At 70.3% G+C, this 23,705-nt stretch carries 25 protein-coding genes; 7 read left to right on the top strand and 18 right to left on the bottom strand.

Going from position 1 to position 23,705, the window contains the following annotated elements; genetic code table 11:
• The first annotated feature begins 2 nt into the window (after positions 1 to 2).
• Complete coding sequence (locus EV193_RS25090; RefSeq protein ID WP_130347111.1) at positions 3 to 698, top strand: TIGR03089 family protein; 696 nt, start codon at positions 3 to 5, stop codon at positions 696 to 698.
• Between the two features lie 24 nt (positions 699 to 722).
• On the opposite strand, the gene EV193_RS25085 is transcribed toward EV193_RS25090, so the two are convergent.
• Positions 723 to 1,103 (bottom strand): hypothetical protein, encoded by a 381-nt coding sequence (locus EV193_RS25085; protein ID WP_130347109.1) that lies wholly within the window; start codon positions 1,101 to 1,103, stop codon positions 723 to 725.
• 63 nt (positions 1,104 to 1,166) lie between these two features.
• A complete protein-coding gene (locus tag EV193_RS25080) occupies positions 1,167 to 1,550 on the bottom strand; it encodes a GNAT family N-acetyltransferase (RefSeq protein ID WP_242613652.1) in 384 nt (127 codons plus the stop codon).
• 281 nt (positions 1,551 to 1,831) lie between these two features.
• Between EV193_RS25080 and EV193_RS25075 the strand changes: the two genes are divergently transcribed.
• Positions 1,832 to 2,284 (top strand): hypothetical protein, encoded by a 453-nt coding sequence (locus EV193_RS25075; protein ID WP_130347107.1) that lies wholly within the window; start codon positions 1,832 to 1,834, stop codon positions 2,282 to 2,284.
• A 47-nt stretch (positions 2,285 to 2,331) separates the two neighbouring features.
• Here EV193_RS25075 and EV193_RS25070 read toward each other — a convergent pair whose 3' ends face one another.
• The 7 genes from EV193_RS25070 to EV193_RS25040 form a co-directional block, all read right to left on the bottom strand.
• Positions 2,332 to 3,492: an acyl-CoA dehydrogenase family protein gene (locus EV193_RS25070; RefSeq protein ID WP_130347105.1), complete on the bottom strand. Its 1,161-nt coding sequence runs from the start codon at positions 3,490 to 3,492 to the stop codon at positions 2,332 to 2,334.
• Between the two features lie 94 nt (positions 3,493 to 3,586).
• Positions 3,587 to 4,084, bottom strand: coding sequence for a 5-(carboxyamino)imidazole ribonucleotide mutase (gene purE, locus EV193_RS25065; protein WP_207222799.1), 498 nt, complete (start codon positions 4,082 to 4,084; stop codon positions 3,587 to 3,589).
• Positions 4,081 to 5,277 carry a 5-(carboxyamino)imidazole ribonucleotide synthase gene (locus tag EV193_RS25060; RefSeq protein ID WP_130347103.1) on the bottom strand — a complete coding sequence of 399 codons (1,197 nt, stop codon included), beginning with the start codon at positions 5,275 to 5,277 and terminating at the stop codon, positions 4,081 to 4,083. Before EV193_RS25060 ends, purE begins: the two co-directional genes overlap by 4 nt.
• 32 nt (positions 5,278 to 5,309) lie before the next feature.
• Complete coding sequence (locus EV193_RS25055) at positions 5,310 to 6,479, bottom strand: glycosyltransferase 87 family protein (protein WP_130347102.1); 1,170 nt, start codon at positions 6,477 to 6,479, stop codon at positions 5,310 to 5,312.
• Entirely contained in the window at positions 6,476 to 7,678 is a 1,203-nt protein-coding gene (locus EV193_RS25050) for a glycosyltransferase 87 family protein (protein WP_130347100.1), read from the bottom strand. The genes EV193_RS25055 and EV193_RS25050 overlap by 4 nt, the downstream gene beginning before the upstream one ends.
• Positions 7,675 to 8,898, bottom strand: a complete 1,224-nt coding sequence (locus tag EV193_RS25045) for a glycosyltransferase 87 family protein (RefSeq protein WP_242613651.1) — start codon at positions 8,896 to 8,898, stop codon at positions 7,675 to 7,677. The genes EV193_RS25050 and EV193_RS25045 overlap by 4 nt, the downstream gene beginning before the upstream one ends.
• A 38-nt stretch (positions 8,899 to 8,936) precedes the next feature.
• Positions 8,937 to 9,674 carry a GGDEF domain-containing protein gene (locus EV193_RS25040; protein WP_242613650.1) on the bottom strand — a complete coding sequence of 246 codons (738 nt, stop codon included), beginning with the start codon at positions 9,672 to 9,674 and terminating at the stop codon, positions 8,937 to 8,939.
• A gap of 318 nt (positions 9,675 to 9,992) precedes the next feature.
• On the opposite strand from EV193_RS25040, the gene EV193_RS33825 reads away from it, so the two are divergent.
• The 4 genes from EV193_RS33825 to EV193_RS25020 all read left to right on the top strand — a co-directional run bounded on the left by EV193_RS33825 (position 9,993) and on the right by EV193_RS25020 (position 15,081).
• Positions 9,993 to 12,362 (top strand): sigma-70 family RNA polymerase sigma factor, encoded by a 2,370-nt coding sequence (locus tag EV193_RS33825; protein WP_207222798.1) that lies wholly within the window; start codon positions 9,993 to 9,995, stop codon positions 12,360 to 12,362.
• 57 nt (positions 12,363 to 12,419) lie between these two features.
• On the top strand, positions 12,420 to 13,031 hold the full coding sequence (locus EV193_RS25030; RefSeq protein WP_130347096.1) for a GtrA family protein: 612 nt from the start codon (positions 12,420 to 12,422) through the stop codon (positions 13,029 to 13,031).
• A gap of 75 nt (positions 13,032 to 13,106) precedes the next feature.
• Positions 13,107 to 13,652: a GtrA family protein gene (locus EV193_RS25025; protein ID WP_130347094.1), complete on the top strand. Its 546-nt coding sequence runs from the start codon at positions 13,107 to 13,109 to the stop codon at positions 13,650 to 13,652.
• Complete coding sequence (locus EV193_RS25020) at positions 13,639 to 15,081, top strand: NAD(P)/FAD-dependent oxidoreductase (RefSeq protein ID WP_165401496.1); 1,443 nt, start codon at positions 13,639 to 13,641, stop codon at positions 15,079 to 15,081. Before EV193_RS25025 ends, EV193_RS25020 begins: the two co-directional genes overlap by 14 nt.
• Here EV193_RS25020 and EV193_RS25015 read toward each other — a convergent pair.
• The 3 genes from EV193_RS25015 to EV193_RS25005 all read right to left on the bottom strand — a co-directional run bounded on the left by EV193_RS25015 (position 15,071) and on the right by EV193_RS25005 (position 18,271).
• Positions 15,071 to 16,120, bottom strand: coding sequence for a hypothetical protein (locus tag EV193_RS25015; protein WP_130347090.1), 1,050 nt, complete (start codon positions 16,118 to 16,120; stop codon positions 15,071 to 15,073). The genes EV193_RS25020 and EV193_RS25015 overlap by 11 nt on opposite strands.
• 48 nt (positions 16,121 to 16,168) lie before the next feature.
• Positions 16,169 to 17,455, bottom strand: coding sequence for an ATP-binding protein (locus EV193_RS25010; RefSeq protein ID WP_130347088.1), 1,287 nt, complete (start codon positions 17,453 to 17,455; stop codon positions 16,169 to 16,171).
• Positions 17,456 to 17,605: 150 nt separating this feature from the next.
• Entirely contained in the window at positions 17,606 to 18,271 is a 666-nt protein-coding gene (locus EV193_RS25005) for a response regulator transcription factor (RefSeq protein WP_130347086.1), read from the bottom strand.
• A gap of 22 nt (positions 18,272 to 18,293) precedes the next feature.
• On the opposite strand from EV193_RS25005, the gene hisN reads away from it, so the two are divergent.
• On the top strand, positions 18,294 to 19,082 hold the full coding sequence (gene hisN, locus EV193_RS25000) for a histidinol-phosphatase (protein ID WP_130347084.1): 789 nt from the start codon (positions 18,294 to 18,296) through the stop codon (positions 19,080 to 19,082).
• On the opposite strand, the gene EV193_RS24995 is transcribed toward hisN, so the two are convergent.
• From EV193_RS24995 to EV193_RS24970, 6 genes are all read right to left on the bottom strand, one after another.
• Positions 19,068 to 19,376 (bottom strand): hypothetical protein, encoded by a 309-nt coding sequence (locus tag EV193_RS24995; RefSeq protein WP_130347082.1) that lies wholly within the window; start codon positions 19,374 to 19,376, stop codon positions 19,068 to 19,070. The two genes, hisN and EV193_RS24995, sit on opposite strands and share 15 nt — an antisense overlap.
• Positions 19,373 to 21,178, bottom strand: a complete 1,806-nt coding sequence (locus EV193_RS24990) for a TNT domain-containing protein (RefSeq protein ID WP_130347080.1) — start codon at positions 21,176 to 21,178, stop codon at positions 19,373 to 19,375. Before EV193_RS24990 ends, EV193_RS24995 begins: the two co-directional genes overlap by 4 nt.
• A gap of 10 nt (positions 21,179 to 21,188) precedes the next feature.
• Entirely contained in the window at positions 21,189 to 21,515 is a 327-nt protein-coding gene (locus EV193_RS24985) for a hypothetical protein (RefSeq protein WP_130347078.1), read from the bottom strand.
• Entirely contained in the window at positions 21,512 to 21,970 is a 459-nt protein-coding gene (locus EV193_RS24980) for a YbaB/EbfC family nucleoid-associated protein (RefSeq protein ID WP_130347076.1), read from the bottom strand. The genes EV193_RS24985 and EV193_RS24980 overlap by 4 nt, the downstream gene beginning before the upstream one ends.
• Positions 21,971 to 22,095: 125 nt before the next feature.
• On the bottom strand, positions 22,096 to 23,037 hold the full coding sequence (locus EV193_RS24975; protein ID WP_130347074.1) for a hydroxymethylglutaryl-CoA lyase: 942 nt from the start codon (positions 23,035 to 23,037) through the stop codon (positions 22,096 to 22,098).
• The gene (locus tag EV193_RS24970) at positions 23,034 to 23,651 is read right to left on the bottom strand and encodes a PH domain-containing protein (RefSeq protein ID WP_130347072.1); all 618 of its coding nucleotides are present in this window, start codon (positions 23,649 to 23,651) and stop codon (positions 23,034 to 23,036) included. Before EV193_RS24970 ends, EV193_RS24975 begins: the two co-directional genes overlap by 4 nt.
• Positions 23,652 to 23,705: the final 54 nt, after the last annotated feature.

The raw sequence follows: 23,705 nt of genomic DNA, 5'->3' as shown, positions 1-23,705 counted from the left end.
CCGTGAGCCTGACCGAGACCCTGTTGCGCCCGCTGCTGTCCGGCGCGGCCGCGGGCCGTCCGCTGATCACCTGGTACGACGACGCGACCGGCGCGCGGGTGGAACTGTCCGCCGTGACGCTGGCCAACTGGGCGGCGAAGACGGCGAACTGGCTGGTCGACGAGCACGACGTCGAACCGGGCACGCAGGTCGCTGTGACACTGCCCGCGCACTGGCAGACGGCTGGTGTGCTGCTCGGCGCGTGGTGGGCCGGCGCGCACGTCGTGTCCGAAGTGGACGGTGCGGCCGTCGCGTTCGTCACCCCCGGTGAGATCGTTTCCGGAGCCGACGTCACCGCCGTCGTGTCACTCGACCCGATGGGCCGCGACCTCGGCGGCAGCGTGGACGGCGGCATCGACTTCGTCGCCGAGGCGCGTGTGCACGGCGACGATTTCCTTGCCCTGCAACCAGTCCCCGGATCCACGCCCGCCCTCGCATCGTCCACAGTGGACGAAGTACTGGTGGCGGCACGGACACAAGCCATCGAGCCAGGCGCCCGCGTCCTGTCCACAATGGACTGGACAATCCCCGACGGCGTGCTCACCGCGGTCGTGTCCGTACTCGCCGCCAAGGCATCGCTTGTCCAGGTGTCCAACCCCGACCCTGCGAAGCTGGACAACCACCGCACCACCGAACGCACCACTGTCAATTTGGAATAAGTCGCACGAACTCGACCGAACACTTCATCCGCATCTGGCGTGGAGATCCCAGAGTGGGACCGAACTGATCTCAAGGCTGGCGATACCACTGCGCAATTGGTCCGCCTCACGCCAGTTTCGCTGTTCAATCGCGGTTCTCAAGTAGCCAGCTGCCCTCCCCTGCGCAAGTTGGAGCTTCTCGACCGCGTCGCCAGCAACAGTCATCGCGGCCCAGTAGCACCTGGTCAGATCACCTACCCTCCGCTGGAGGTTGTCAGTGGAACTGGAATTCACACCCGATCCTGATGGATCGTCCGGCTTGACCTCAGCACTCGACGGCGCGGTCGTGCGCCCCATGTAGAACGCACCGACGGTCAGCGCGACGACTGCGGAAAAGACCAGTAGAGACGAGATGATGAGCTTCATATCCCACTCCGCACATGTCGCCGATCAATACCCTGATCGGCTACCGCCGGTTGCGGCGTTACTTCAGAGCGAACGCTCGTAACGGACGCCCGGCTTGCCGGCCACCGTGGTCTCACCGGCGAGCGTGAACCCGTTGCGCGCCAACACTGATCGCGACGCGGTGTTGTCGGCAGTAGTTATCGCGAAGAGCGCGGACAGCTCGTACGAGGTGGTCGCGATCCGGCACACCTCACCTACCACGGCCGTCGCGACTCCCCTGCCGGCCGCCCGCTCGGCGATCCGGTAGCCGACCTCCGCGACGCCGTCGGTCAGGTCGAACAGGTTCACTCGGCCAACGAGATCGCTCTGCTCGGCGAGCACCACGTGGAACTGATACACGCCCGCGTCCTGCTCATCGAGCAACGCCTGATGCCGCGCGGCGAAGTTCCCTGAAATACGCGTCGCCACGATCAGACACCGAACGCGCGAAGTACTCCCGATTCTCCCGCTCGAACGCCAACAAAGCGGCAGCATGATCCACCCGCAGCCGCTCCAGTCTGATCACCTCACGAAAATAGTGGGTCGACTCGGTGCCAGGTGACGCCGACGTGCCAGTTCTCGCCGAACTGATCAATGGCGCACGGCAGGTGCTGGCGCGCGCCGTACAGTAACGGTCGCATGTGTCGGCGACGAGCACAGTGCATGGATCCGTCGTACTCACACCTGAAAACCGTGGCAGGAGGGTCATCATGTCGATGACACGCCTGGCAGTTGCCGTAAGTATCACCGCACTGGCGTTGATTGGGTGCGGTTCAGAAGATGCCGAACCATCCCCGGCGTCCGCACCCCTGTTGATTACCGTTCGCGGCGACCTCGCACTGACGCAAGAACTCGCATCTGACGCGATCTTGCGCCAGCAGTCCACGTGCTACGGCACCAAAGGCTACGACGACATCCACGGCGGGGCGCAGGTCGTCGTGTACGACGCCGCTGGTGTGGTTCTCGGCGTCGGAAAACTGGACTCAGGTATCTGGGACTATTCCGTCGACGGCTACTACCGGCCGTGCAAGCTCAGCTTCACAATCATTGGCGTTCCCGCACAGGACCTGTATCAAATCGAGGTAACCAGGCGCGGAAAGATCGTGGTATCGCGGGCACAAGCTGAATCAGGAAACGTGCACCTCACGCTGGGCAACAACTGAGTGGGACGGCAGTCAGTCCCGAACCACCGTCCGATCAGAGGGTCGAATCAGCCCTTGAGGAGGTGGCGGGCCATGACGATGCGCTGGATCTGGTTGGTGCCCTCGTAGATCTGGGTGATCTTGGCGTCGCGCATCATGCGCTCGACCGGGAAGTCGCGGGTGTAGCCGGCGCCGCCGAAGAGCTGCACAGCGTCGGTCGTGACAGCCATCGCGGTGTCGGAGGCGAAGGTCTTGGCGGCACTGGAGGCGAAGGACGCGTCCGGCGTGCCACGGTTCACCTTGGACGCCGCCGCGTACACCAGGTGGCGCGCCGCCTCGATCTTCATGGCCATGTCGGCGATCATGAACTGCACGCCCTGGAACTCGGCCACCGCTTTGCCGAACTGCTTGCGCTCCTTGACGTAGGCCACCGACGCGTCGAGAGCACCCTGGGCGATGCCGAGCGCCTGCGCGCCGATCGCGTGCCGGGTGTGGTCCAGGGTCCTGAACGCCAGCCGCAGACCCTGGCCCGGCTCGCCGATGATCCGGTCCCCCGGAATGGTGCAGTTCTCGAAGTAGATCTCGTGCGTGGGCGAGCCCTTGACGCCGAGTTTGCGCTCCTTCGGCCCCACCGAGAAGCCCGGGTCGTCCTTGTGCACCACGAACGCCGACACACCGTCCGCCGGCTTGGCCGCCGATGGGTCGGTCACCGCCATCACGGTGTACCACGCGGACACGCCCGCGTTGGTGATCCAGCACTTCGTCCCGTTGATCACCCAGTGGTCGCCGTCGCGCACCGCCTTCGTGCGCATCGCCGAGGTGTCCGACCCGGCCTCGCGCTCGGACAGCGCGTAGGACGCCATCGCACCGGCGGCGATATCGGTGAGCACCTGCTTCTTGAGCTCCTCGGACCCGCCGAGCACCACGTTCATCGTGCCGAGCTTGTTCACCGTCGGGATCAGCGACGACGACGCGCACACCCGCGCGATCTCCTCGATCACGATGTTGGTCGCGATCGGGTCCGCGCCCTGGCCGCCGTAGGCCTCCGGCACGTGCGGCGCGTTGAAGCCGGCCTTGTTCAGCGCCTCGAGCGCCTCGGTCGGATAGCGCTCCTGCTCGTCGACATCGGCCGCGTGCGGCGCGATCTCCTTCTCCGCGAGCGCGCGCACGGCCTCGCGCAGCGCGTCGTGCTCCTCGCCGAGCTGGTACAAACCGAAGTTCTCGTCCACCGCATGCCTCCTGACGACACGTCCCGCCAGGGAACGATGTTAATGGTCGTTTACTAGGACATCCTTGTGTTTCCCGACACGTCAGCCGTCCGTGTCAGCTGTCCAGACTCGCGCGCAGGGCGGCGTCCTTGTCCAGCACCAGCTTCTCCAGGTCGGCCTGGAACGCCGACATCCGCTCGGCCAGCGTGGGATCGGACGCGGCCAGGATCCGCACCGCGAGCAGGCCGGCGTTGCGCGCTCCGCCGACCGACACCGTCGCCACCGGCACGCCGGCCGGCATCTGCACGATCGACAGCAGCGAGTCCATCCCGTCCAGGTATTTCAGCGGCACCGGCACGCCGATCACCGGCAGCACCGTGGCCGAGGCGACCATGCCGGGCAGGTGCGCCGCCCCGCCCGCACCCGCGATGATCACCCGCAGGCCGCGCCCGGCCGCGTCGCGCGCGTAGTCGAGCATCCGCTGCGGCGTGCGGTGCGCGGACACCACGCTCACCTCGTGTCCGACACCGAACTCGTCCAGCGCCTCGGCCGCGGCACGCATCACCGGCCAGTCCGAGTCGCTGCCCATGATCACGCCAACTTGTGCGGTCACGTTGCACTCCCGTGAATGTCGTACCCGTCGAGCCACTCGCCGTGCGAGAGCCAGTGCGCCGCCAGTTTGGCCCGCGTGCGCACGTCGTCCATGTCGTCACCGAGCATGGTGACGTGCCCGATCTTGCGGCCGGGACGCTCGCCCTTGCCGTAGTAGTGCACGTGCGCGTCCCGGTAGCGGGCGAACAGATGGTGGATCCGCTCGTCCGCACTCATCTCCGGAATCCGTTGCGCACCAAGGACGTTCGCCATCACCACGGCCGGCGCGAGCGGATCGGTCGCGCCGAGCGGGTAGTCCAGCACGGCACGCAGGTGCTGCTCGAACTGCGAGGTGCGCGCGCCCTCGATGGTCCAGTGGCCGGAGTTGTGCGGGCGCATCGCCAGCTCGTTGACGATCAACCCGGACGGCGTGTCGAACAGCTCCACCGCGAGCACGCCGACCACGTCCAGCTCGTTCGCGATCCGCAGCGCCAGGTCGTAGGCGCGCTCCGCGTCGGCCGGCGCCACGTTCGGTGCGGGCGCGAGCACCTCGACGCAGATGCCGTCCTGCTGCACGGTCTCCACCAGCGGCCACGCGGCACCCTGCCCGAACGGCGAGCGGGCGGCCAGTGCGGCCAGCTCGCGGCGCATCTCCACGCGCTCCTCGACCAGCAGCGGCACGCCCGCTTCCAGTTGGGGCGCAACGGTTTCCTCGGCCGCGGCGGGATCGTCCAGCATCCACACGCCACGCCCGTCGTAGCCGCCGCGAGCCGCCTTGAGCACGACCGGCCAGCCGTGCTTGTCACCGAACACCGTCACGTCGGCGACCGACTCCACCGGCGCGAACTCCGGCACCGGCACGCCGAGATCGGCCAGCCGCCGCCGCATGACGAGCTTGTCCTGCGCGTGCAGCAGCGCGTCCGGCCCCGGCCGCACGGCCACGCCCTCGGCTTCCAGTGCGCGCAGGTGCTCGGTCGGCACGTGCTCGTGATCGAAGGTGACCACATCGCACCCCTCGGCGAACGAGCGCAGCGCGTCCAGGTCGGTGTGCGAACCGAGTGTCACGTCCGGGCTGACGAGTGCCGCCGGGTCGGACTCGGAGACGGCGAGCACGTGCAGTGACTGTCCCAGTGCGACGGACGCCTGGTGCGTCATCCTGGCCAGTTGGCCGCCGCCGACCATGCCCACGATCGGCAGACCGGTCACCTTGTCCACTGTGGACACCTCACGCTGATCATCACAGCAGGTCAGCCTACCTGTGCGGGATCGCGTACCGACGCACGGCGGTGCGCGACGAGAAAGACGATCCCGACCGCGAGTGTGTACTCCACATAGGTGTCATCCACCAGTGCGTCCAGCCCGATGAGGGGGAACACCACGCGGAACACCTGCACGACGAACACCATGACCGTCACCGGCAGCAACCACATCGCCATCCGGTTGCCGCAGAACGCCTCGGCGAGCAGCAGTACGAGCAGCGGCGCCACCCACACCCAGTGGTGCGCCCAGGACACCGGGCTGGCCACCATTCCGAAGAACGCCATCACCAGCAACGCGTGCAGCGGCCGGCCGCGTTCGTGGTACCGGCGCACGAGCAGCAGCGCGGGAACCGCGAGTACCGCGACCACCAGGTACGTCACCGGGCGGGACCACGCCGCCGCGTCGGACAGCCGCAGCAGCGTGCCGCTGATCGACTGGTTCCCCGGCCCGGCGGTGGGGCCGATCCGCCCGACATCGGTCACCGTGTGCGTCCAGAACCGCCACGTGTCCGGCGCGGAGATGATCAGCATCAGCACCTGCGCGCCGGCGAACACGCCGACCGCGCGCACCGCGTCCGCCTTGCGGCCGGTGATCAGGAAGTGCACGACGAACACCAGCGGGGTGAGCTTGACCGCGGACGCGATGCCGATCAGCACGCCGGACCACCGGCTGCCGCGCAGCACCAGGACGTCGATCACGATCATGGCCAGCAGGATCAGGTTGATCTGGCCGTACTCGAAGGTAAGGCGGGACGGCTCGATGGCCAGCAGCACCACGGCGACCAGCGCGCTGGTCCACCCGGGTGACAGCCATTCGGGGCGACGGGGGACGTGTCGCAGGGTGATCAAGGTGACCAGGGCGAGCGCGAGGGCGGAGATGGCGTTCAGCACGCCCCAGCCGATCTGGATCGGCAGCGCGGCCAGCGGCACGAACAGCAGCGTGGCGGTCGGCGGGTAGGTGAACGGCAGCAGCGCCCAGAACGGCTCGGCCGCGAGGGTGGTGCTCTCGTAGAGCGGATCGCCGGCCATCAGCGCGATCGCGCCGGCCCGGTACACGGCGGTGTCGCCGCCCGTCCACCAGCCCTCGACGTAGGCGAGGACGCCGAGCGCCACGAGCCCGAACGCGGCGATCACCGGCAGCAGCCAGCGCGCGATCACGAGGTTCCCCCTTTCGACGGTGCCTGAGCGCGGGACTCACCGGTGCGGGGCGCGGGACTCGCGCGGTTGCGCCAGGCGTGCACACCGAACCAGACCCCGACGACGATCGGCACGAGTACATAGGAGTTGCCCAGCGTCCAGGTGAGCGGGTTCCAGTGGAACTCCTTGTCCGCGCCGTTCGGGGTCAGCCACACGGTCGCGCCGAGGAAGACGAGCCACACGATCGCCACCGGCACCCAGGAAGCCCGCGCGACGAGCACGATCAGCAGCGGCACAGCCCACACCCAGTGGTGCGACCAGGACACCGGGCTCACCAGCAGCCCGAAACCGGCGGACACCAGAAGTGCTTGCAGTGCAAGGGTTTTCCGGTGGTAGTGCCGCACCAGCAACACCGCCGGCACGGCCAGCAGCGCGCCGATCGCGAACGCCACCACCGTGGAGTAGCCCGCGTCGAAGGTCAGCCTTCGCACGAGCCCGTTCAGCGACTGGTTGAAGATCCAGTACACCCGGCCGATCCGGTCCGGGTCGATCCCGGCCACCGTCCAGTACCGCGCCACGTCCGACGGCGAGATCACGAAGATCAGCGCCTGGAGCCCGAGGAACACGCCGGTCGCGCGTGCCGCGTCGGCCCGCCGCCCGGTCACCAGCAGGTGCGCCACGAAGATCAGCGGCGTCAGCTTCACCGCGGCCGCGATCCCGATCAGGACGCCGGACCAGCGGTTGCCGCGCAGCACCAGGACGTCCACCACGATCAGGGCGAGCAGGATCAGGTTGATCTGCCCCAGGGTGATCGTCCACCACACCGGTTCCAGCCCGAACGCCAGCAGCAGCGCGCCAGCGGGTAACCACGCCCGACCGGAAAGCGTTGGCAGGCAATCGAAGCAGACCTTCACCACGACCGCGAGCGCCAGCACCGACAGTGCCGCCAGCACGCCCCAGGCGACCTGCACCGGCAGCGCGGCCAGCGGAGTGAACAGCAGCGCGGCGGTCGGCGGGTAGGTGAACGGCAGCGGCTGCCACGGCGGCGACGCCGGCAGCGACATCGACTCGTACAGCGGGTCGCCGTGCAACAGCGCCAACGCACCGGCCCGGTAGACCGCGCTGTCCGCGCCGAGGTGCCAGCCGGTCACCGCCCCGATCACCCCGACCACCACGAGGGCCACCGCCACGCTGCCGGCGACCCAGCGCAGCCGAGTCATGTGGGTACCTTCTCGCCCGGACGTCGCTGCCGCAGCACCCGGACGGCGGCGATCGTGCCGAGCACCACGGGCACCAGCAGGTACGCGCTGCCGAGGACGAATTCCCCGGCGTGCCAACGAAGTTCGGTGCCGCGACCGTTGCGCATCCAGAGCAACACGCAACTGACGTACACCACGGCGACGCTCACCGGCGCGGCCAGTTCGCGCCAGGTCGGGTGCTCCGGCAGCCGGCACAGCAGGAACACGATCAGCGGCACCGCCCACACCCAGTGGTGCGACCAGGACACCGGGCTGATCATCAGTCCGAAGAACGCGGTCACCAGCATCGCGGGCACCGCGTCACCGCGGAAGTACAGCCGCCGCACCAGCAGCGCCGCCGGGACCGCGATCACCGCGCACGCCGCGATCGCCAGCGGCCAGGCCACCGTCGACAGGTCGGTCAGCCGGGCGAACAGCGCGTTCACCGACTGGTTGCCGGCCCAGTAGATCGGCCCGGTGCGGCCCGCGTCGCGCGCCGCCTCACCCCAGTACCGCGTCACGTCGTGCGGGATCAGCAGGTACATCAACACCTGCAGCCCCAGGAACGTGGCGATCGCGCGGGCCGCGTCGGCCCACCGGCGGGTGACCAGGAGCTGGCCGACGAAGACCATGGGGATGATCTTCACCGCGCCGGCCACGCCGATCAGCACGCCGCCGAACCGCCGCGCGCGCCCGGTCGCTCTGCTGAGCACCAGCACGTCGGCCACCACGAGCGCCATCAGAATGAGGTTGATCTGGCCAAGGAAAAGCGTGCGCCACACCGGTTCGAGGATCAGCGTGAGCACGACGAGCGTCCCGGGTGACACCAGCCAGGACGGCCGGCGAGGGAGCGCCCGCAGCGTCGCCCACATGACGAACGCGAGGCTCAGCACCGACACCGCGCCCAGCACGCCCCACGCGACCTGCACCGGCAGCGGCGCCAGCGGGGTGAACAGCAGCGCGGCGGTCGGCGGGTAGGTGAACGGCAGCAACGCCCACCACGGCTCGGAGTTCAGCGTGGTGCCGTCGTAGAGCGGCTCGCCGGCCCACAGGGTGATCGCGCCGGACCGGTACACCGCGCTGTCCACGCCCAGCCGCCAGTCCAGCAGCCATGCGACCACCCCGGCGGCGAACAGGATCCCGGCGAGCACGAACACGGGCGCGAACGCGCGCCAGTTCACGACGGAGTCCCGGGATTGCACGGCACACAGCAAACCACGCCGCGAATTCGCCGGACGACCTACCGTCGGGCGATGTGTTTCAGCAGCTCACGCGCGTCGTCGTGGGTGGAGGGCAGCCGGTGCGAGGTGATCAGCGGCCGCGCGGCCGAGGAGAGCTGGTCGTTGGCGGACAGCCGGTCTCCGATCATGCACCGGGCGCTGGACACGCGCTGGGCGATCCCGGGCTCCTGTTCGGTGAGCACCACGGCGACCGACGGCCCGAGTACCGCGACGCTCTCCCCGCCGTCGAACACGCCGCGCAGCACGTCCGCGACGAGAACCATCGCCAGCAGCCGCGACCAGCCGGTCACCTCGGAGAGATCGACCGACACCGCGATCAGCAGGTGGTCGTCGGAAGGACACCGCCCGCGCCGGGTGGCACGCCGGTACACCTCGCCGAGCCGGGCCGCCAGGTACGCCTCGGTGGCCAGCCCCGTGAGCCGCTCGGACACGTCGACCTGCGCGAGTTCGTCCATCGACGCCTCGGCCCAGCCGAGCGCGATCAGCCGCACCAGCCTCGCGGGCAGCGCGTCCGGATTGGCGCCGATCAGCCCGCCGGGAGCCGGTGGGCCGTCCAGCACCGCGTGCAACGCGGCGAGATCGCCGAGTGTCTCCTCGAGCCCGGACCCGGCCTGGGCACGCGCCCTGCCGAGACTCGCCAGCGGACCGCCGAGGTCGCCGCTCATCAGCACCGACGCGCACACCGAGTCGACCTCGGGCAATGCCCAGTCACTGGGGAACCGCCATCCCGCGGCCATGCTCGCGGTCCGCCAACTCGCCCGAAGCCTTCTCAGGGCGCGATCGGTTCCGTCGGCGTCGCCACGGTGGAACCGCGAATCAGCCTCCCGCACCGTCACCGTCGCCGCTCCCCTCTGCCTGTGGTCGCCGAGATGGGAACGGTGTTGATCGACGTTTGTGACGCGGACTCGGCGGTTTTTCTGGTCACGAATGGCCTACCGGCTGGTACTCCCCCGTGCGGGCGATGTGATGACGTGTCACTGTCCATCCGTCACACTTGTACGCGGAGTGCGTCTCCTCGCAGACAGTGGGTCAGGACGAGGGTAGTAGGGAGGAACGTGTCAACCGTTCCGGCAGACGTGCACGGTCCGAGTGACGCCGAGTTGATCGAGTCCGTGCGGGGCGGCACCGTGTCCGCGTACGGGTCGCTCTACGAACGGCACGTGGCCGCGGCCTACAACTTGGCGCGCCAACTCGCGCGGTCCCCCGCCGAGTCCGACGACCTGGTGTCCGAGGCGTTCGCGAAGGTGCTCGACACGCTTCGCGCGGGCCGGGGGCCCGACTCGGCGTTCCGCGCGTACCTGCTCACCGCGCTGCGGCACACCGCGTACGACAAGACGCGCCGCGAGCGCAAGGTGGAGCTGGCCGACGACGTGGGCAACGTGTCCGGCGCCGACGTCAGCGTCCCGTTCTCCGACACCGCCGTGGCCGGCCTGGAGCGATCGCTCGCCGCGCGCGCGTTCGCCCGGCTGCCCGAGCGGTGGCAGGCCGTGCTGTGGCACACCGAGATCGAGGGCCAGTCGCCCGCCGAGGTGGCACCGATCCTGGGGTTGAGCCCGAACGGCGTGTCCGCGCTGGCCTACCGGGCGCGTGAGGGTCTGCGGCAGGCGTTCCTCCAGGTCCACCTGGACGGGACCAGCGCCGAACGGTGCCGCGCCACCACCGAGCGGCTCGGCGCGTGGACCCGTGGCGGTCTGTCCAAGCGGGAGAAGGCGCAGGTCGAGGCGCATCTGGACGAGTGCGACCGGTGCCGTGCGCTGGCCGCCGAGCTGGCCGACGTGAACGGCGCGCTGCGCGGGATCATCGGTCCGCTGGTGCTCGGCGTGGGCTTCGCCGGCTACCTGGCCGCCACCGGCGGCAAGGCCGCGGCGGTGGCCTCCGCGGGTGCCGCCGTCGGCGCGAGCGGTGCCGGAGGTGCGGCGGGTGCCGCTGCCGCCGGGCCGCGTCAGTTCGCCGGTGTGGCCGGGTCGACCGCCGCGCTGGCCGCCGCGGTCGCGCTCGCGCTGACCTCGGGCGGCGGGTCACAGATTCCGGCCGCGCAGGTGGCCCCGCCACCACCACCCCCACCGGCGGCGTCCCCAGTGCCACCGCCGGCACCACCGCCACCCGCGGTGCCCCCACCGGCACCGCCGCCCGCCCAGCCTCCGCCACCGGTGGCACCTCCGCCGGTCGCGCCGCCGCCCGCCGCACCGCCACCCGCGGCGCCCCCACCGGCACCGGCGCCTCCGCCGCCGGCCGGCACGCCGACGCTGATCGCGAACGGGCCGACCGCGCCGATCGACATCGTGCCCGGCAGCGGGCCGGTCCCGCTGCCGATCGTGGTGCGCAACAACGGCACCGGCGACTCTCCGCCGGTCACCGCGACGCTGAACCTGCCGCGCGGTGTCACCGCGATTCCAGGTGGCCCGCGCCGCCACGCCGGCGACGGCATGCTGCGGCTCAACGCCGCCCAGCCGAACGGCACGGTCAACTGTCCCGGCGGCACCGGCACGGTCACCTGCACCAGCCAGACCGGGCTGCGGCCGGGCGAGTCGGTCACCCTGCTGTTCCAGATCGACGCGGCCGAGGACGCGCCGAGCGGCGAGATCACCGGCACGGTCAGCGGCGGCGCGTTCAGCGTGAAGATCACCATGCGGGTCGTCGTGATTCCGCACAAGGACCTGGTCGACCTGACCGCCAGGGCCGGCAACCTCGGCGACATCCTGCCGTGGCTGCCGAACCGCTCGGTGGAGACGTCCAGCCTGAACACGGGCACCAGCACCAAGCCGGTCACCGTCTCGGTGGACGAGCGCGCCTTCCCGGTGTCGATGACGCATCCGGTGAAGTGCTCGACCGGCGAGGACAGCACGACGTGCACCACGCTGGGGCCGGTCAAGCCGGGCGAACGGGTGGCGATCAGCTTCCACGTGAAGAGCTGGGGCTGGCCGATGGACGGACCCACCGCCAGCGGCGGGCTGATCGGCGGCACGCCGGGCACCACCGGCGAGGCGAAGCACCCGCACCACCCGCAGCCGAAGATCGTCATGGTGACGGCCACCCTCGGCAGCTCGCGCGACGTCGACGAGGTGCGGCTGTCCGGCTGGCACTGGCAGAACCCGTGGCCGTGGCCGCCGGGACAGTTCCCCGGCATCAAGCCGCCGCCGACCACCACGACCACGACCAAGCCGCCGACCACGACGACCACCAAGCCCGGCCGTCCGTCCGCCAGCCTGCCGACGATCCCCGGTCTGCCGGTGATCTCCGGCACAACGACCACCACACCGCCGGCCACGACCACCACGCCGTCGCCGTCACTCGCACCACGACCGGCGCTACCTGCGCCCAAGCCGGCCGACCCGGCGTGTCCCGGCCTGCCGCCGTGGGCGCGGCTGCTGCTCGGCGACGACGGTCAACTGTTGTGTGGGTCACAAAATCGGTGGCCGAGGTAGGACCAATCAGCGCGTTCTGTGACGCGTGCCGACGGGCCTGTCATAAGCTCCGGTGCCATGGCCGACGGCACGGAAACGGTGACCAACACCGTCACGAGCACGGGGCCGCGGGGGATTTACTGGATTCTCGCGCGGCTACCGGAGCCGATCAGGTCCCGCCTGATCAAGCACCGCGAACTGCTGAAGTTCGCGGCGGTGGGCGGCACCTGCTTCGTGATCACGAACGTGGTCAACTACGCGCTGAAGCTGACCGTGCTGTCCCGCAACCCGGTGACGGCGCTGTCCGTCGCGGTGATCGTGGCGACGATCGTGTCCTACGTGCTGTCCCGCGAGTGGTCGTTTCGCACCCGCGGCGGCCGGGAGCGGCCGCACGAGGCGGCGTTGTTCTTCCTGATCAGCGGCATCGGTGTGGCGCTGAACGCGCTGCCGCTTGCCGTGTCGCGGTACGTGCTGCAGAACCAGGTGCCGCACGTGTCGCTGGTCAGCCAGGAGGTCGCGGACTTCGTCAGCGGCATCATCATCGGCACGCTGATCACCACGGTGTTCCGCTGGTGGGCGTTCAAGAAGTGGGTGTTCCCCCAGGAGAACGCGCGCGAGCGCAGCGCACGGTCGGCGCGCCGCCGGGCCACCGTCACCGCTCTGCCGGACGCCGACGAGCGCGCGGCCTGAGGCCTCCCCTGATATCTCCCTGAGTTCTCCCGGACATGCCGGCGGACGCGAGTTGACGCTCCGTAGACTGCCGGCGTGACCGTCGTCGAGACCGTGCTCTCTCGAGTCCCGGAGCCCATCCGCTCGATCCTCATCAAGCACCGCGAGCTGCTCAAGTTCGCCGTGGTCGGCGGCACGACGTTCATCATCGACAACGGTATCTGGTACCTGCTGAAGTTCACGGTCCTGGAGAGCAAGCCGATCACCGCGAAGGCGATCGCGATCATCGTCGCCACGATCGTGTCCTACGTGCTCAACCGGGAGTGGTCGTTCCGCACCAGGGGCGGCCGCGAGACGCACCACGAGGCGGCGCTGTTCTTCCTGATCAGCGCGGGCGGCGTGATCATCAACCTGATCCCGCCGTACATCTCGCGGTACTGGCTGGACCTGGAGACGCCGTACGTGGCGCTGTGGGCCCAGGAGCTGGCCGACTTCCTGTCCGGCTCGATCATCGGCATGCTGCTGGCGATGTTCTTCCGGTTCTGGGGTTTCAAGCGCTGGGTGTTCCCTGACGAGCTGGGACGGCGCCGGCGGAGCAGCGTGCAGTCCGACGACGCGGAGGAAGAGCTTGGCCACTCCTGACCCCGACGCGGAGCGCGTGCTGGCCGACGCGCTGCCGGTTCACCTGGGGTCAGCCGCTGGTCGCTCGACGATCCTGGTCGGTGCCGGCGTGGTCAACCTGGTCAGCGCGCTCACCCTGCTGCGTGCCGGCCACGACGTGCTGGTGTGCGACGCCGCGCCTGATCCGAGGGACGGCGCGCCCTGGACGGCCTACGGGTGCACCCGAGGTGGGGGCGACGGCCGGATGTTCACCCTCACCGAGGCGGACAGCTACAACTCGCGTGCCCGGACGGCGGACGGCGCCTCCAACGACCTGCTCACCCGCCCGGTGTCCGACGGCGGCTGGCGGCTCGCACGCTCCCTGTCGGACACGGAGCTGCGCTGGGCCGAGGAGTTCCACCAGTTGCCGCCGTGGCTCGCCGACAACTACAACGCCGACATCTTCGAGGTGAACCGCAGGGCGGGCGACGGGTGGACCCGGCTGCTGGCCTCGGATCCCGACCTGTTCGAGACGACCGGCTACCGCGACGTGATCCTGCGGCTGTACTCCGACGAGGAGTACTACCGGTGGCACGTGGCGCGCAACGAGAAGGTCGGCGCGATCCGCACGGTGCTCACGCCGAACCAGGTGCGCGACGGCTATCCGGCACTGGCGGACGCGTGCGGCGACGGCACCGTGGCCGGCGGGCTGGAGGTCGTCGGGTTCACCGTGAACATCCACGAGTTCGTGGAGAAGCTGGTCGGTCTGCTCGAAGCGGAGGGTGCCCGATTCCGTTGGGGCACGACGGTTTCCGGCATCGCATGGGCCTCACCCGGAGTAGCCGACGGGGTCGTGGTGGACGGCGAGGTGCTGCGCGCGCCGAACATCGTGGTGTCGCCTGGCGCGTACGGGCGGGAGGTGTTGCGCGGCACCGCGTCGCACGAGCTGGTCCAGGGCATGCTCGGCGTCTGGCTCACCGTGCCCAACGTGGAGCCGATGCTCGACCACTCGGTGAAGATCTCCCGCGAGGGCCACCGGGCCGAGGAGACCAACGTGACGCTCGGCACCGGCGAGCACGGCGAGCCGGTGCTCGTCTGTGGCGCCGGATACGGCTGGACCGGCGCCGATCCGACCAACATCGACGGTGCCGAGCTGGACGTGCTGTTCGACGCCCTCGAGGACACGATCCTGCGGTTCTTCCCCAAGGCGCACGCGGCCGCGGTGCGCAGCGGGCTGCTCGAGCGCAGCCGGCGGCACTGCGTGCGGCCGTGGACCGCCACGTGTCTCGGGGTGTTCGAGACGATTCCGATGCCGGACGGCGGAGCTCTGGTGGTGACGGGCGGGCACAACACCGGGGGTTTCGCGCAGTCGCCCGCGATCGCCGAGGCGGTGCTGGCCGCGCTCGTGGGCGGCAAGGACCCGATGCACACTCGGTACCACCCGTCCCGTCCCGGCCTTTTCAGCCGCTGAGCGGGACCAGTTCGAAAATCAGATCCTGGTGCTTCGCGCCGTATTTCCGCGTGAACAATTCCTGTACCGCCGTCTCGGCCTCGGCTGTCGGTTCGAGCGGTTTCAGCGAGCAGGGCCGCTTCTTGTCCGTGTCGTTCTCGACCACCTTGAACGGCTGCCCGTCCATGATGCTCCGCAGATTCTTGCTGTCCACCTTCAGCCCACCGACGTACATGCTCCCGCCGATCGACACGAACGGCAGACTGTGCTGCCGACCGTTTCCCTCATCCTCGAGAACAACCGTCCAGAGCTGCTCGAGCGTTCTGGTGGAATCCGCCGTCCACAGCTCCTCGAACTTGGTGTCCACGAAAATTCCGAGGTGCGCGGTCGGGCCCGTCTGGTACTGGGTCGAATCCCACGACGTCACCTTCGTCGGATAGAACGACACCAGCATGTGGTCGTCGACCTGGTACATCTGCACCGACGGCATGGCGCGGTAGACCCGGATGTCGATCCGGTGGCCGCCCCATTTCGTCTGGAACTCGTGCAGGGTCCGAAGATTCTGCAGGATGCTGTCGTCGACGTCGATTCTGTGCTGCAGGTCGTCTTCACGCTGCTGCGCCGCCCGCGAGTCGGGGTCCAACAGCAGAATGCGCACCTCGGCGTTCACGGAAAGCGCTTCCCCGACCGCGGCGAGAAAGCGGCGCTGAAATTCAGCCTGGAGCAGATCGGTCCACAGTTCGAGGATCCTGATGTGCTCTTTCGCGTCCGCGGCCTGCCTGATGAACGCGTCGTGGTCGAACCTGGCGAGAATCGCGTCGACCTTCCGGTCCGCCCTGGCCAGGAATGGCGTGATCACGAACAGCACGATGACCGTTCCGATCAGTTCGGAACCGAGGTTGAGAGTGAGGTCCTTGTTGTCGCCCTCGCTGGTGCGCCACAGCGCGAGCAGCACCACGACCGCCACGAGCAGCACGCCGGCGAGCAGCGCGTAATAGCGCCGGCGAGCGACCCACGATCTCGCCCAGTTGATCCATTTGACTCGACGAGCTGTGCCCACCGCGACTCCCTGTTGACCTGGTGGGCACTGATCGTACTCGGGTGCGAGTCACCGAGGGGAGGGATCCGACGGCCAGCGCACGCTCGGCAGCGCGTCCGCCCGCGCCACCGGCAGGAACACCGAGAACTCGGCCGGCCGGGCCTGCGACAGCTCCAGCCGCCCGCCGTCGGAGTCGACCAGTGCGCGGGCCAGCGACAGACCCAGACCGGTCGATCCGCCGCCGGAGACACCGCGATCGAAGATGTGCGCGATCAGCTCGTCCGGCACGCCACGGCCCTGATCGGACACCTCGATCACCGCGGTCACATCACCCTTTCGGGTGGAAACAGTTACCGTTCCGGCGCCGTGCCGCTGCGCGTTGTCCAGCAGCACGCCGATCACCTCGCGCAGCCGTGCCGGCGCCACCTTCACCCGCAGCCCGTCCTGCAGCCGCATCCGCAGCGCCCGCCCCTCGGCGCGCAGCGGATCGCGCCACTCGTCGGCGATCTTCGGCAGCGCGATGCCCAGGTCCACCGGCTCGGCGTCCAGCGCACGGGCCGCGCGCGCCGCCGCGAGCAGTTCGTCGAGCACCTCGGACAGCCGCTCGGCCTGCTCCACCGCCTCACGCGCGTCCGCGCTGGCCTCCTCCGGCGCGCCATCGTGGGCCAGCGCCAGGTTCTCCAGCCGCAGTTGCAGCGCGGTGAGCCGGCTGCGCAGCTGGTGCGACACGTCCCCGACCAGTTCGCGCTCGCGCTGCACGAGTTGGGCCAGCGCGCGGGCCGAGGTGTCCAGCGCGTCGGCCACCATGTCCAGCTCGCCGATGTCGTAGCGCTTGCCGTCGCGCCGGAAGTCGCCGGCACCCAGGCGCGACGCCCGGTCCGCCACGTGCCGCAACGGCGAGGACAGCCGGCGCGCGGTCACCGTCGCCACCCCCGTGCCGATGCCCACGGTCAGCACGATCACCAGCGCCACGAGTGCCGCGACCTGCGCCTGCCGGGTGTGCATCGGCCCGGACGGCACCAGCAGCGTGACCGTGCCCTGCTGGACGATCGGCACCTGCTCGGTGACCGGGTCGGAGCCCGGGTCCGGACCGTGCACCAGCTCGCCGGTGGACGGCAGCCGCACGACCAGCCGACCGTCCTGCGGCACCGCGACCGCCACCCGCGCCAGGTCCGGCGTGTGCCCGCTGGCGATCTCGTCGTCCAGCGTGGCCGCGATGCGCTGGGCGCGGGCGACCAGGTCGTCGCGGGTGAGGCTGCCCACGATCTGCACGGCGGTGTAGCCGAGCGGAATGCCCAGCGCGCACGCGGTCACCGCGACCGCGAGCAGGATCGACAGCAGAATCCGACGGCGCACTAGCCCGCCTCCCCGCGATTCCCCAGTATTGGGTGCCTTTCGCCGCCAGCTGCGGTTGCGTCGTCACCGTGGCTGAGTTGCGTCACGTTCCCCTTAGGTGCGGCTGCTTGACACGAGAGCCGCGTCATCTCGGGCACGATCCGCTGTCGGTTAAACCGCATTGAAGCGGAAGCCGACACCGCGCACGGTGGCGATGCGTTGCTCCGGCCCCGCACCGCCGATCTTTCTGCGCAGCCAGGACATGTGCATGTCCAGCGTCTTGGAGGTCTTCAGCTCCGGCGTGTGCCACACCTCGGACAGGATCTCCTCCCGGGTGACCACTTGACCGGCGCGCTGCAGCAACACCCGCAGCAGCTCGAATTCCTTGTTGGCCAAGGAGATCTCCGCACCGTCCACAGTGACCAGTCGCGCGCCGAGGTCCATCCGCACGCCGTTGACCTCGATCGTGCCGGGCGACCGCCGGCGCAGCAGCGCGCGGATCCGGGCCAGCAGCTCGGCCAGCCGGAACGGCTTGGCCACATAGTCGTCGGCGCCGGCGTCCAGGCCGACCACGAAGTCCACCTCGTCGGCGCGCGCGGTCAGCATCAGCACGGGCAGACCGTGGCCCGCGGCGCGCAGCCGCCGGCACACGTCCAGCCCGTCCATTCCCGGTAAACCGAGGTCGAGCACCAGCAGGTCGACTCCGGTGCCGGTGGCGGCCTCCAGCGCGGCGTGCCCTTCCGCCACCACCAGCACGTCGTAGCCCTCGCGGCGCAGCGCGCGCGACAGCGGGTCCGCGATCGCCGAGTCGTCCTCGGCCAGCAGCACGACGCTCACGGGTCAACTCTACGATCATCCCGTGTCCACCGACTTCACCGCGGACCTGGCGCTGGCTCAGCGGCTGGCCGACGAGGCCGACCAGATCACTCATTCGCGGTTCGTCGCCAAGAATCTGAGGGTCACCAGCAAGCCGGATCGCACGCCGGTGACCGACGTGGACCTCGCCGTCGAGGACGCCGTGCGCCAGTTGCTGGCCCTCGACCGTCCACATGACACGGTCGCGGGCGAGGAGCGCGGCGGCGAGATCACGTCCGGCCGCACCTGGGTGCTGGACCCGATCGACGGCACCAAGAACTTCCTGCGAGGTGTACCCGTCTGGGCGACGCTGATCGCGCTCGCGGTGGACGGTTCGCCGGTGGTCGGCGTGGTGTCCGCGCCCGCGATGCACCGGCGGTGGTGGGCCTGCCTCGGCGGCGGATCATGGATGACGGTCGACGACCGCGAGCCGGTGCCGCTCTCGGTGTCCGGCGTGACCGACCTCGCCGACGCCTACGTGGGCACCACCGATCTGGCCTCCTGGGCGCGGTACCACACACTCGAGGCGTATCTGTCCTTTGTGGACAGTTGCTGGGAGAGCCGGGCGTTCGGCGACTTCTGGCAGCACTGCCTGGTCGCCGAGGGCGCGGTGGACGTGGCCGCCGAGCCGATCGTGAACCCGTGGGACGTGGCGCCGCTGCAGGTGCTGGTGACCGAGGCCGGCGGCACGTTCACCGACCTGTCCGGCGCCGCCCGGTTCGACGGCGGGTCGGCGCTGTCCACCAACGGCCACCTGCACGAGGCGGCGCTGGAGCACCTACGGCTGCCCTGACGGCTTCTTGTCCGCCTTCTTGTCTGACAGCACGCCGACCGCGCCGCGCACGACCTGCGCCCAGGTCAGCCGCCCGAACAGGTAGTGGCAGGCGACGTGCTCGCTGGTGAACCGCGCCCAGTCGTAGCGGTTGCCCTGCTCGCGCCAGAACACCTCCCACGCGACGTTGCCGTCCGGGTCCGGCTCCTCGTCGGCCAGCAGGCACCAGGCGTTGTCCCGCTCGGTGCCGACCGACACGACCTCGCGCGGCACCCCGATCGCGTCCAGCCATTCGGTGATCGACTCGGCGTTCACGCTCGTCCTCCGGCGATCTCGTCGGTGATGTCCAGCAGGTAGCCCATGGTGATCAGGTCGATCGCGGAATGCGTTGTGCGGTAACGGATCCCGCCGCCGGGCTGGGCGAACCACGGTGCGCACGCGGCCCGCCACACCGGGACCGGCCGCGCCACTTGATAGCACCGGTAACCACTGTCCATATGGGACGGTGGAAGGGCGCGCCGCGGGTAGCCGGTCCCCGCGGGCGCGAACACGCGGCCCTCCGGGGTGCCCAGCCGGTCGATCACCGCGCCCTCGTCGAGCACCTCCGGCTCGCCGGCGTCGGTGCCACCCTCCGGGTACAGCTCGCCGGGCGGCCACGCGTACTCGGCGCCGTTCTCGGTCCAGCGCACCAGGAACCGGCGGTCCCAGTCCCGCTCGTGCTGATCGCCGAGCGGGTCGTAGCCCTCGGACAGACCGGCCACGATCGGGCTGTCCACGTGCAGCCCGGGGCCGGAGACGACCACCTCGGCACCCTCGCGCACCTCGGCCAGCCGGGGCAGCGCGTCGATCAGCGCCGACTCGGGGTGATCGTCGGGCGCGAACCGCAGGCCCGCCGCGTAGTCCCGCTCGGCCGGCGGCGGCGGGATCTGCCGGGCCGGGCGGTTCGAGGCGACCGGGAGGTGGCCAATCGGGAACATGTGCACCAGGAACAGCGCGACCAGGTTGTCCCTCGGCTCTCGCGGCTGTGGCGGGGGTGGCGGCGGAGGTGCCGGTGGCGCGTACGGGTCCGGCCCGAAGCGGTGGACGTGCTGCCGGTCCCCCGGTCGCGCGGGCGGCTGTCCTTGCGGCACGGCTCCCGGCGCGGGTGCCGGTACCGGCGCCGCGGGTCCGGCCGCGAGCGGGCCGGCGGGCATCGGGCCAACGGGGCCAACCGGTCCCATGGGCGCGCCGGCCACGGGTGGCGGCGGGGGCGCCAACGGGGGCGGCGGGCCGGGGGCGACGGCCGGCGGCTGCACCGGTGGGGCGGCCAGCGACGCGTGCACGCTCTGCACCTCGTTCGGCAGCCGTCCGACCGCCGGGAGACCGGTGGCCGGTGTGGGCGCCTCCGAGGAGACGACGCCCGGCAACGCACTCCCACCGGGACCGCCGACCGTGATCGGGCCGGTCGATCCGGGGTCGGCCGCCACGGCCAGACCGGCTTCCTGGCCGATCCCGCTGACGGTGGCGCTCACCGCGTGGCCGGCGCCCACCTCGGTGTCGAACACGGCGTCGACCACCGGCTGGGCGTGTACGCCGGGGCTGACGTCCACCAGCTTGCCCACATCGCCGATGTCCACGCCGGACCCGGGCCGCACCGACTCGACGAGCTGGGTGTTCAGGTGCGCGACGTTCGCCGCCGCGCCCCGGGTCGCGGTGTCCAGACCGGCCAGCGCACCGGGAAAGCCGGCGCCCGCCGCGCTCTGTGCGGCGTCCTTGTTCTTGGCCAGCGACACGAGCTCGCGCACGAGTTCGACCTTGGCGGCGCCGACCTGGTTGGCCGCGTGGTCGAGCCGGTCGGCCGCGTCGGTGCACCCGCGCGCGGCGGCCGGCAGATGTCCGGTGTCCGGTTTGACGAAGCTCGACCAGTGCTCGCGAGCCGCGCCGCCGGCGTCGCCCTCGACGTTGCCGAGCGTCCTGCGGGCCGCGTTGTCCGCGTCGCCGACCAGCGTGGTCATCTTCTCGCCGGCCTCGCGCCACGCCGCCGCGGTGCGACCCATGGCCTCCTCGTCGGCCTTGGGCCAGGTGACCCCGGTGTCGGCGGCGACACCGGCGAGCTCCTTGGGCAGCTCGATCCCCATCCCGTCCCCCTCAGGCCTGCTGGCCCGGCGCGCGGAACCGGCGTTCGCCGCGCTCCTCGACGTCGGTGTAGGTGTGGCCGGCGGCGGTGTACCGGCTGCCGACGTCGCCGAGTTTCTCGGCGAGCCCGCCGAGGTCGCCCAGCGCGGTGTCGGCGGAGGCGGTGTGCGCGGCGGCGAAGCTGCGCCCGACCTCGTCGTCACCCCAGCACGGCCCGGCCGATTCGAGTGCCGCGTTCAACTCCTTGTGGATCGTCGCGGCGCGGTCGGCCAGCGGGCCGAACTCGCCGGCCTCGCTGACGATCCGCTCGCCGTCGGCCTGAAAACCGCCATCGGTCATGACGGGGGCCTCCCGTCGCGGGTGTCCATCCAGGTCGGGACGTCCTCGAAGCTCTCCTCGGACGGCGGGGGCTTCTTCGGCGCGATCTCCGCGTCGGACAGGTCGGCCGTGCCGCGCAACACGGCGGCCGGGTCGCTGTCGGCGGGCAGCACCGGTGTCAGGGTGCGCGCGGCCCGCTCGGACGCCTGTGCCGCGGCGGCAGTCGCCAGGCGCACCACGATCGCGGCCAGCTCGGCGGCCCGGTACCGCTGGTGAGCGGCGTCGGTGATCACCAGGTTGGTGAGCGTTCCCTGCGGCCCGACGGTGACGGTGATCCCGCCGTCCTCGGTGCTCGCGGTGACCCGAATGGCGGCGAGCTCCTGCTGGACGGCGGCGAGTTGCTCGCGACTTCGGCGGTACTCGGCGAGCAGTCCATCCACTTCCGCCTGGTGGTCTGCCGAGAGATCAGGGCCCACGGCCACCTCCGAGTCACGCGCTGTCCGACGACGGACATGCTGGTCGGTCCCCGCGTTCGACGCAGTGTGAACCGGGCCGGTTCCCCGCGCCTGGAGATTTTCTCGGAAAGGTCAGATCTGGCCAGTCAGCCCCGCAAGGCTCGTACCACGCGGGACGGGGACGGCCGGCCGAGCCGCTGCGCCATCCACGCGCTGGTGTCGGCGAGCTTGTCCAGGTCGACGCCGTGCTCGACGCCCAGCCCGTCCAGCATCCACACCAGGTCCTCGGTGGCCAGGTTGCCGGTGGCCGACTCGGCGTACGGGCAGCCGCCGAGCCCGCCGGCCGAGGAGTCCACAGTGGACACTCCGGCGCGCAGTGCGGCCAGCGTGTTGGACAACGCCTGGCCGTAGGTGTCGTGAAAGTGCACGGCCAGCGCGTCGAGGTCGACCCCGGCGTCCACGAACCCGGCGAGCAGCGCCTCCACCTGGCCGGGTGTCGCCACGCCGATCGTGTCGCCGAGTGACAGCTGCGAGCAGCCCATGTCGACCAGCCGCTTGCCGACCGAGATCACCTGCGCGGCGTCGACCGGTCCCTCCCACGGATCGCCGAAGCACATCGAGACGTACCCGCGCACGTCCAGCCCCTCGGCCCTGGCGCGCGACACCACCGGCTCGAACATCGCGAACTGCCCGTCCAGGGTGCGGTTCAGGTTGCGCTGGGCGAACGTCTCCGTGGCACTGCCGAAGATCGCGATGTGCTGGACGCCGGCCGCGAGCGCACGGTCCAGCCCACGCTCGTTCGGCACCAGTACCGGGTAGCGCACACCGTCCCGCCTGGACAGTCGCGCCAGCAGTTCCTCGGCGTCGGCCAGCTGCGGCACCCATTTCGGGTGCACGAAGCTGGTCGCCTCCAACGTGCTCAGACCGGCGTCGGCCAACCGGTCGAGGAATTCCAGCTTCACCCCGACGTCAACGACCGACTGCTCGTTCTGCAGTCCGTCCCGAGCGCCGACCTCCCAGACGCGCACCCGCTCCGGGAGCTCACCGCCCGGCACCCGCGCCGGCAGCCCGAGCTCCCTGGCGGTCAACGCCGTCCCTGGCCGCGCCCGCCCTGGTCGGGCTGGGTGTACTGCTGGGTCGGGGCCGGCCCGCCCTGCTCGAATCCACCCTGCTGCTCGAACCCGGGCGCGCCCTGGCGGTGGAAGTCGTCGTTCGGGTTGTCGTTGACCTCCCGGTAGATCAGGGTGTGCACCTTCTCCACCTTGGGGATGTCGTCGAACTCGAGCGGCTCCTGCGAGGAGGACTCGATGATCAGCGTGCCGCAGCCGACGATCCGGTCGATCAGCCCGTGCTCGAACCGCACGCTGGAGATGCGCGACAGCGGGATGTCGATGCCGGTTCGGTTGATCACGCCCTCACGCGCCATCACCCGGTCGGTGGTGACGATGAAGTGCGTGGTGCGCCAGCGCACGAACGGGATCAGGAACAGCCACACGATCAGGCCGAGACCGACCACGCCGATCGCGATCAGGCCGATGTTGTTCCACGGCGACTCGGCGTCCTGGACCAGGATGCCGAGCCAGATGCCGATCGCCAACGTCACGATCAGGACGACGAACGGGACGAGCAGCATCTTCCAGTGCGGATGCTTGTGGAGTACGACCGTCTCGCCCTCGCTGAGCAGGTCATCCGGATAGGCCACGGTGTCCTCCCTTTGACACGCCACCGTCGAAATTCGCGGTAACCGTACCGGTGT

This window comes from Herbihabitans rhizosphaerae (assembly GCF_004216555.1).
Classification (GTDB): Bacteria; Actinomycetota; Actinomycetes; order Mycobacteriales; family Pseudonocardiaceae; genus Herbihabitans; species Herbihabitans rhizosphaerae.
This window is presented reverse-complemented; position numbering and strand designations above follow the sequence as displayed.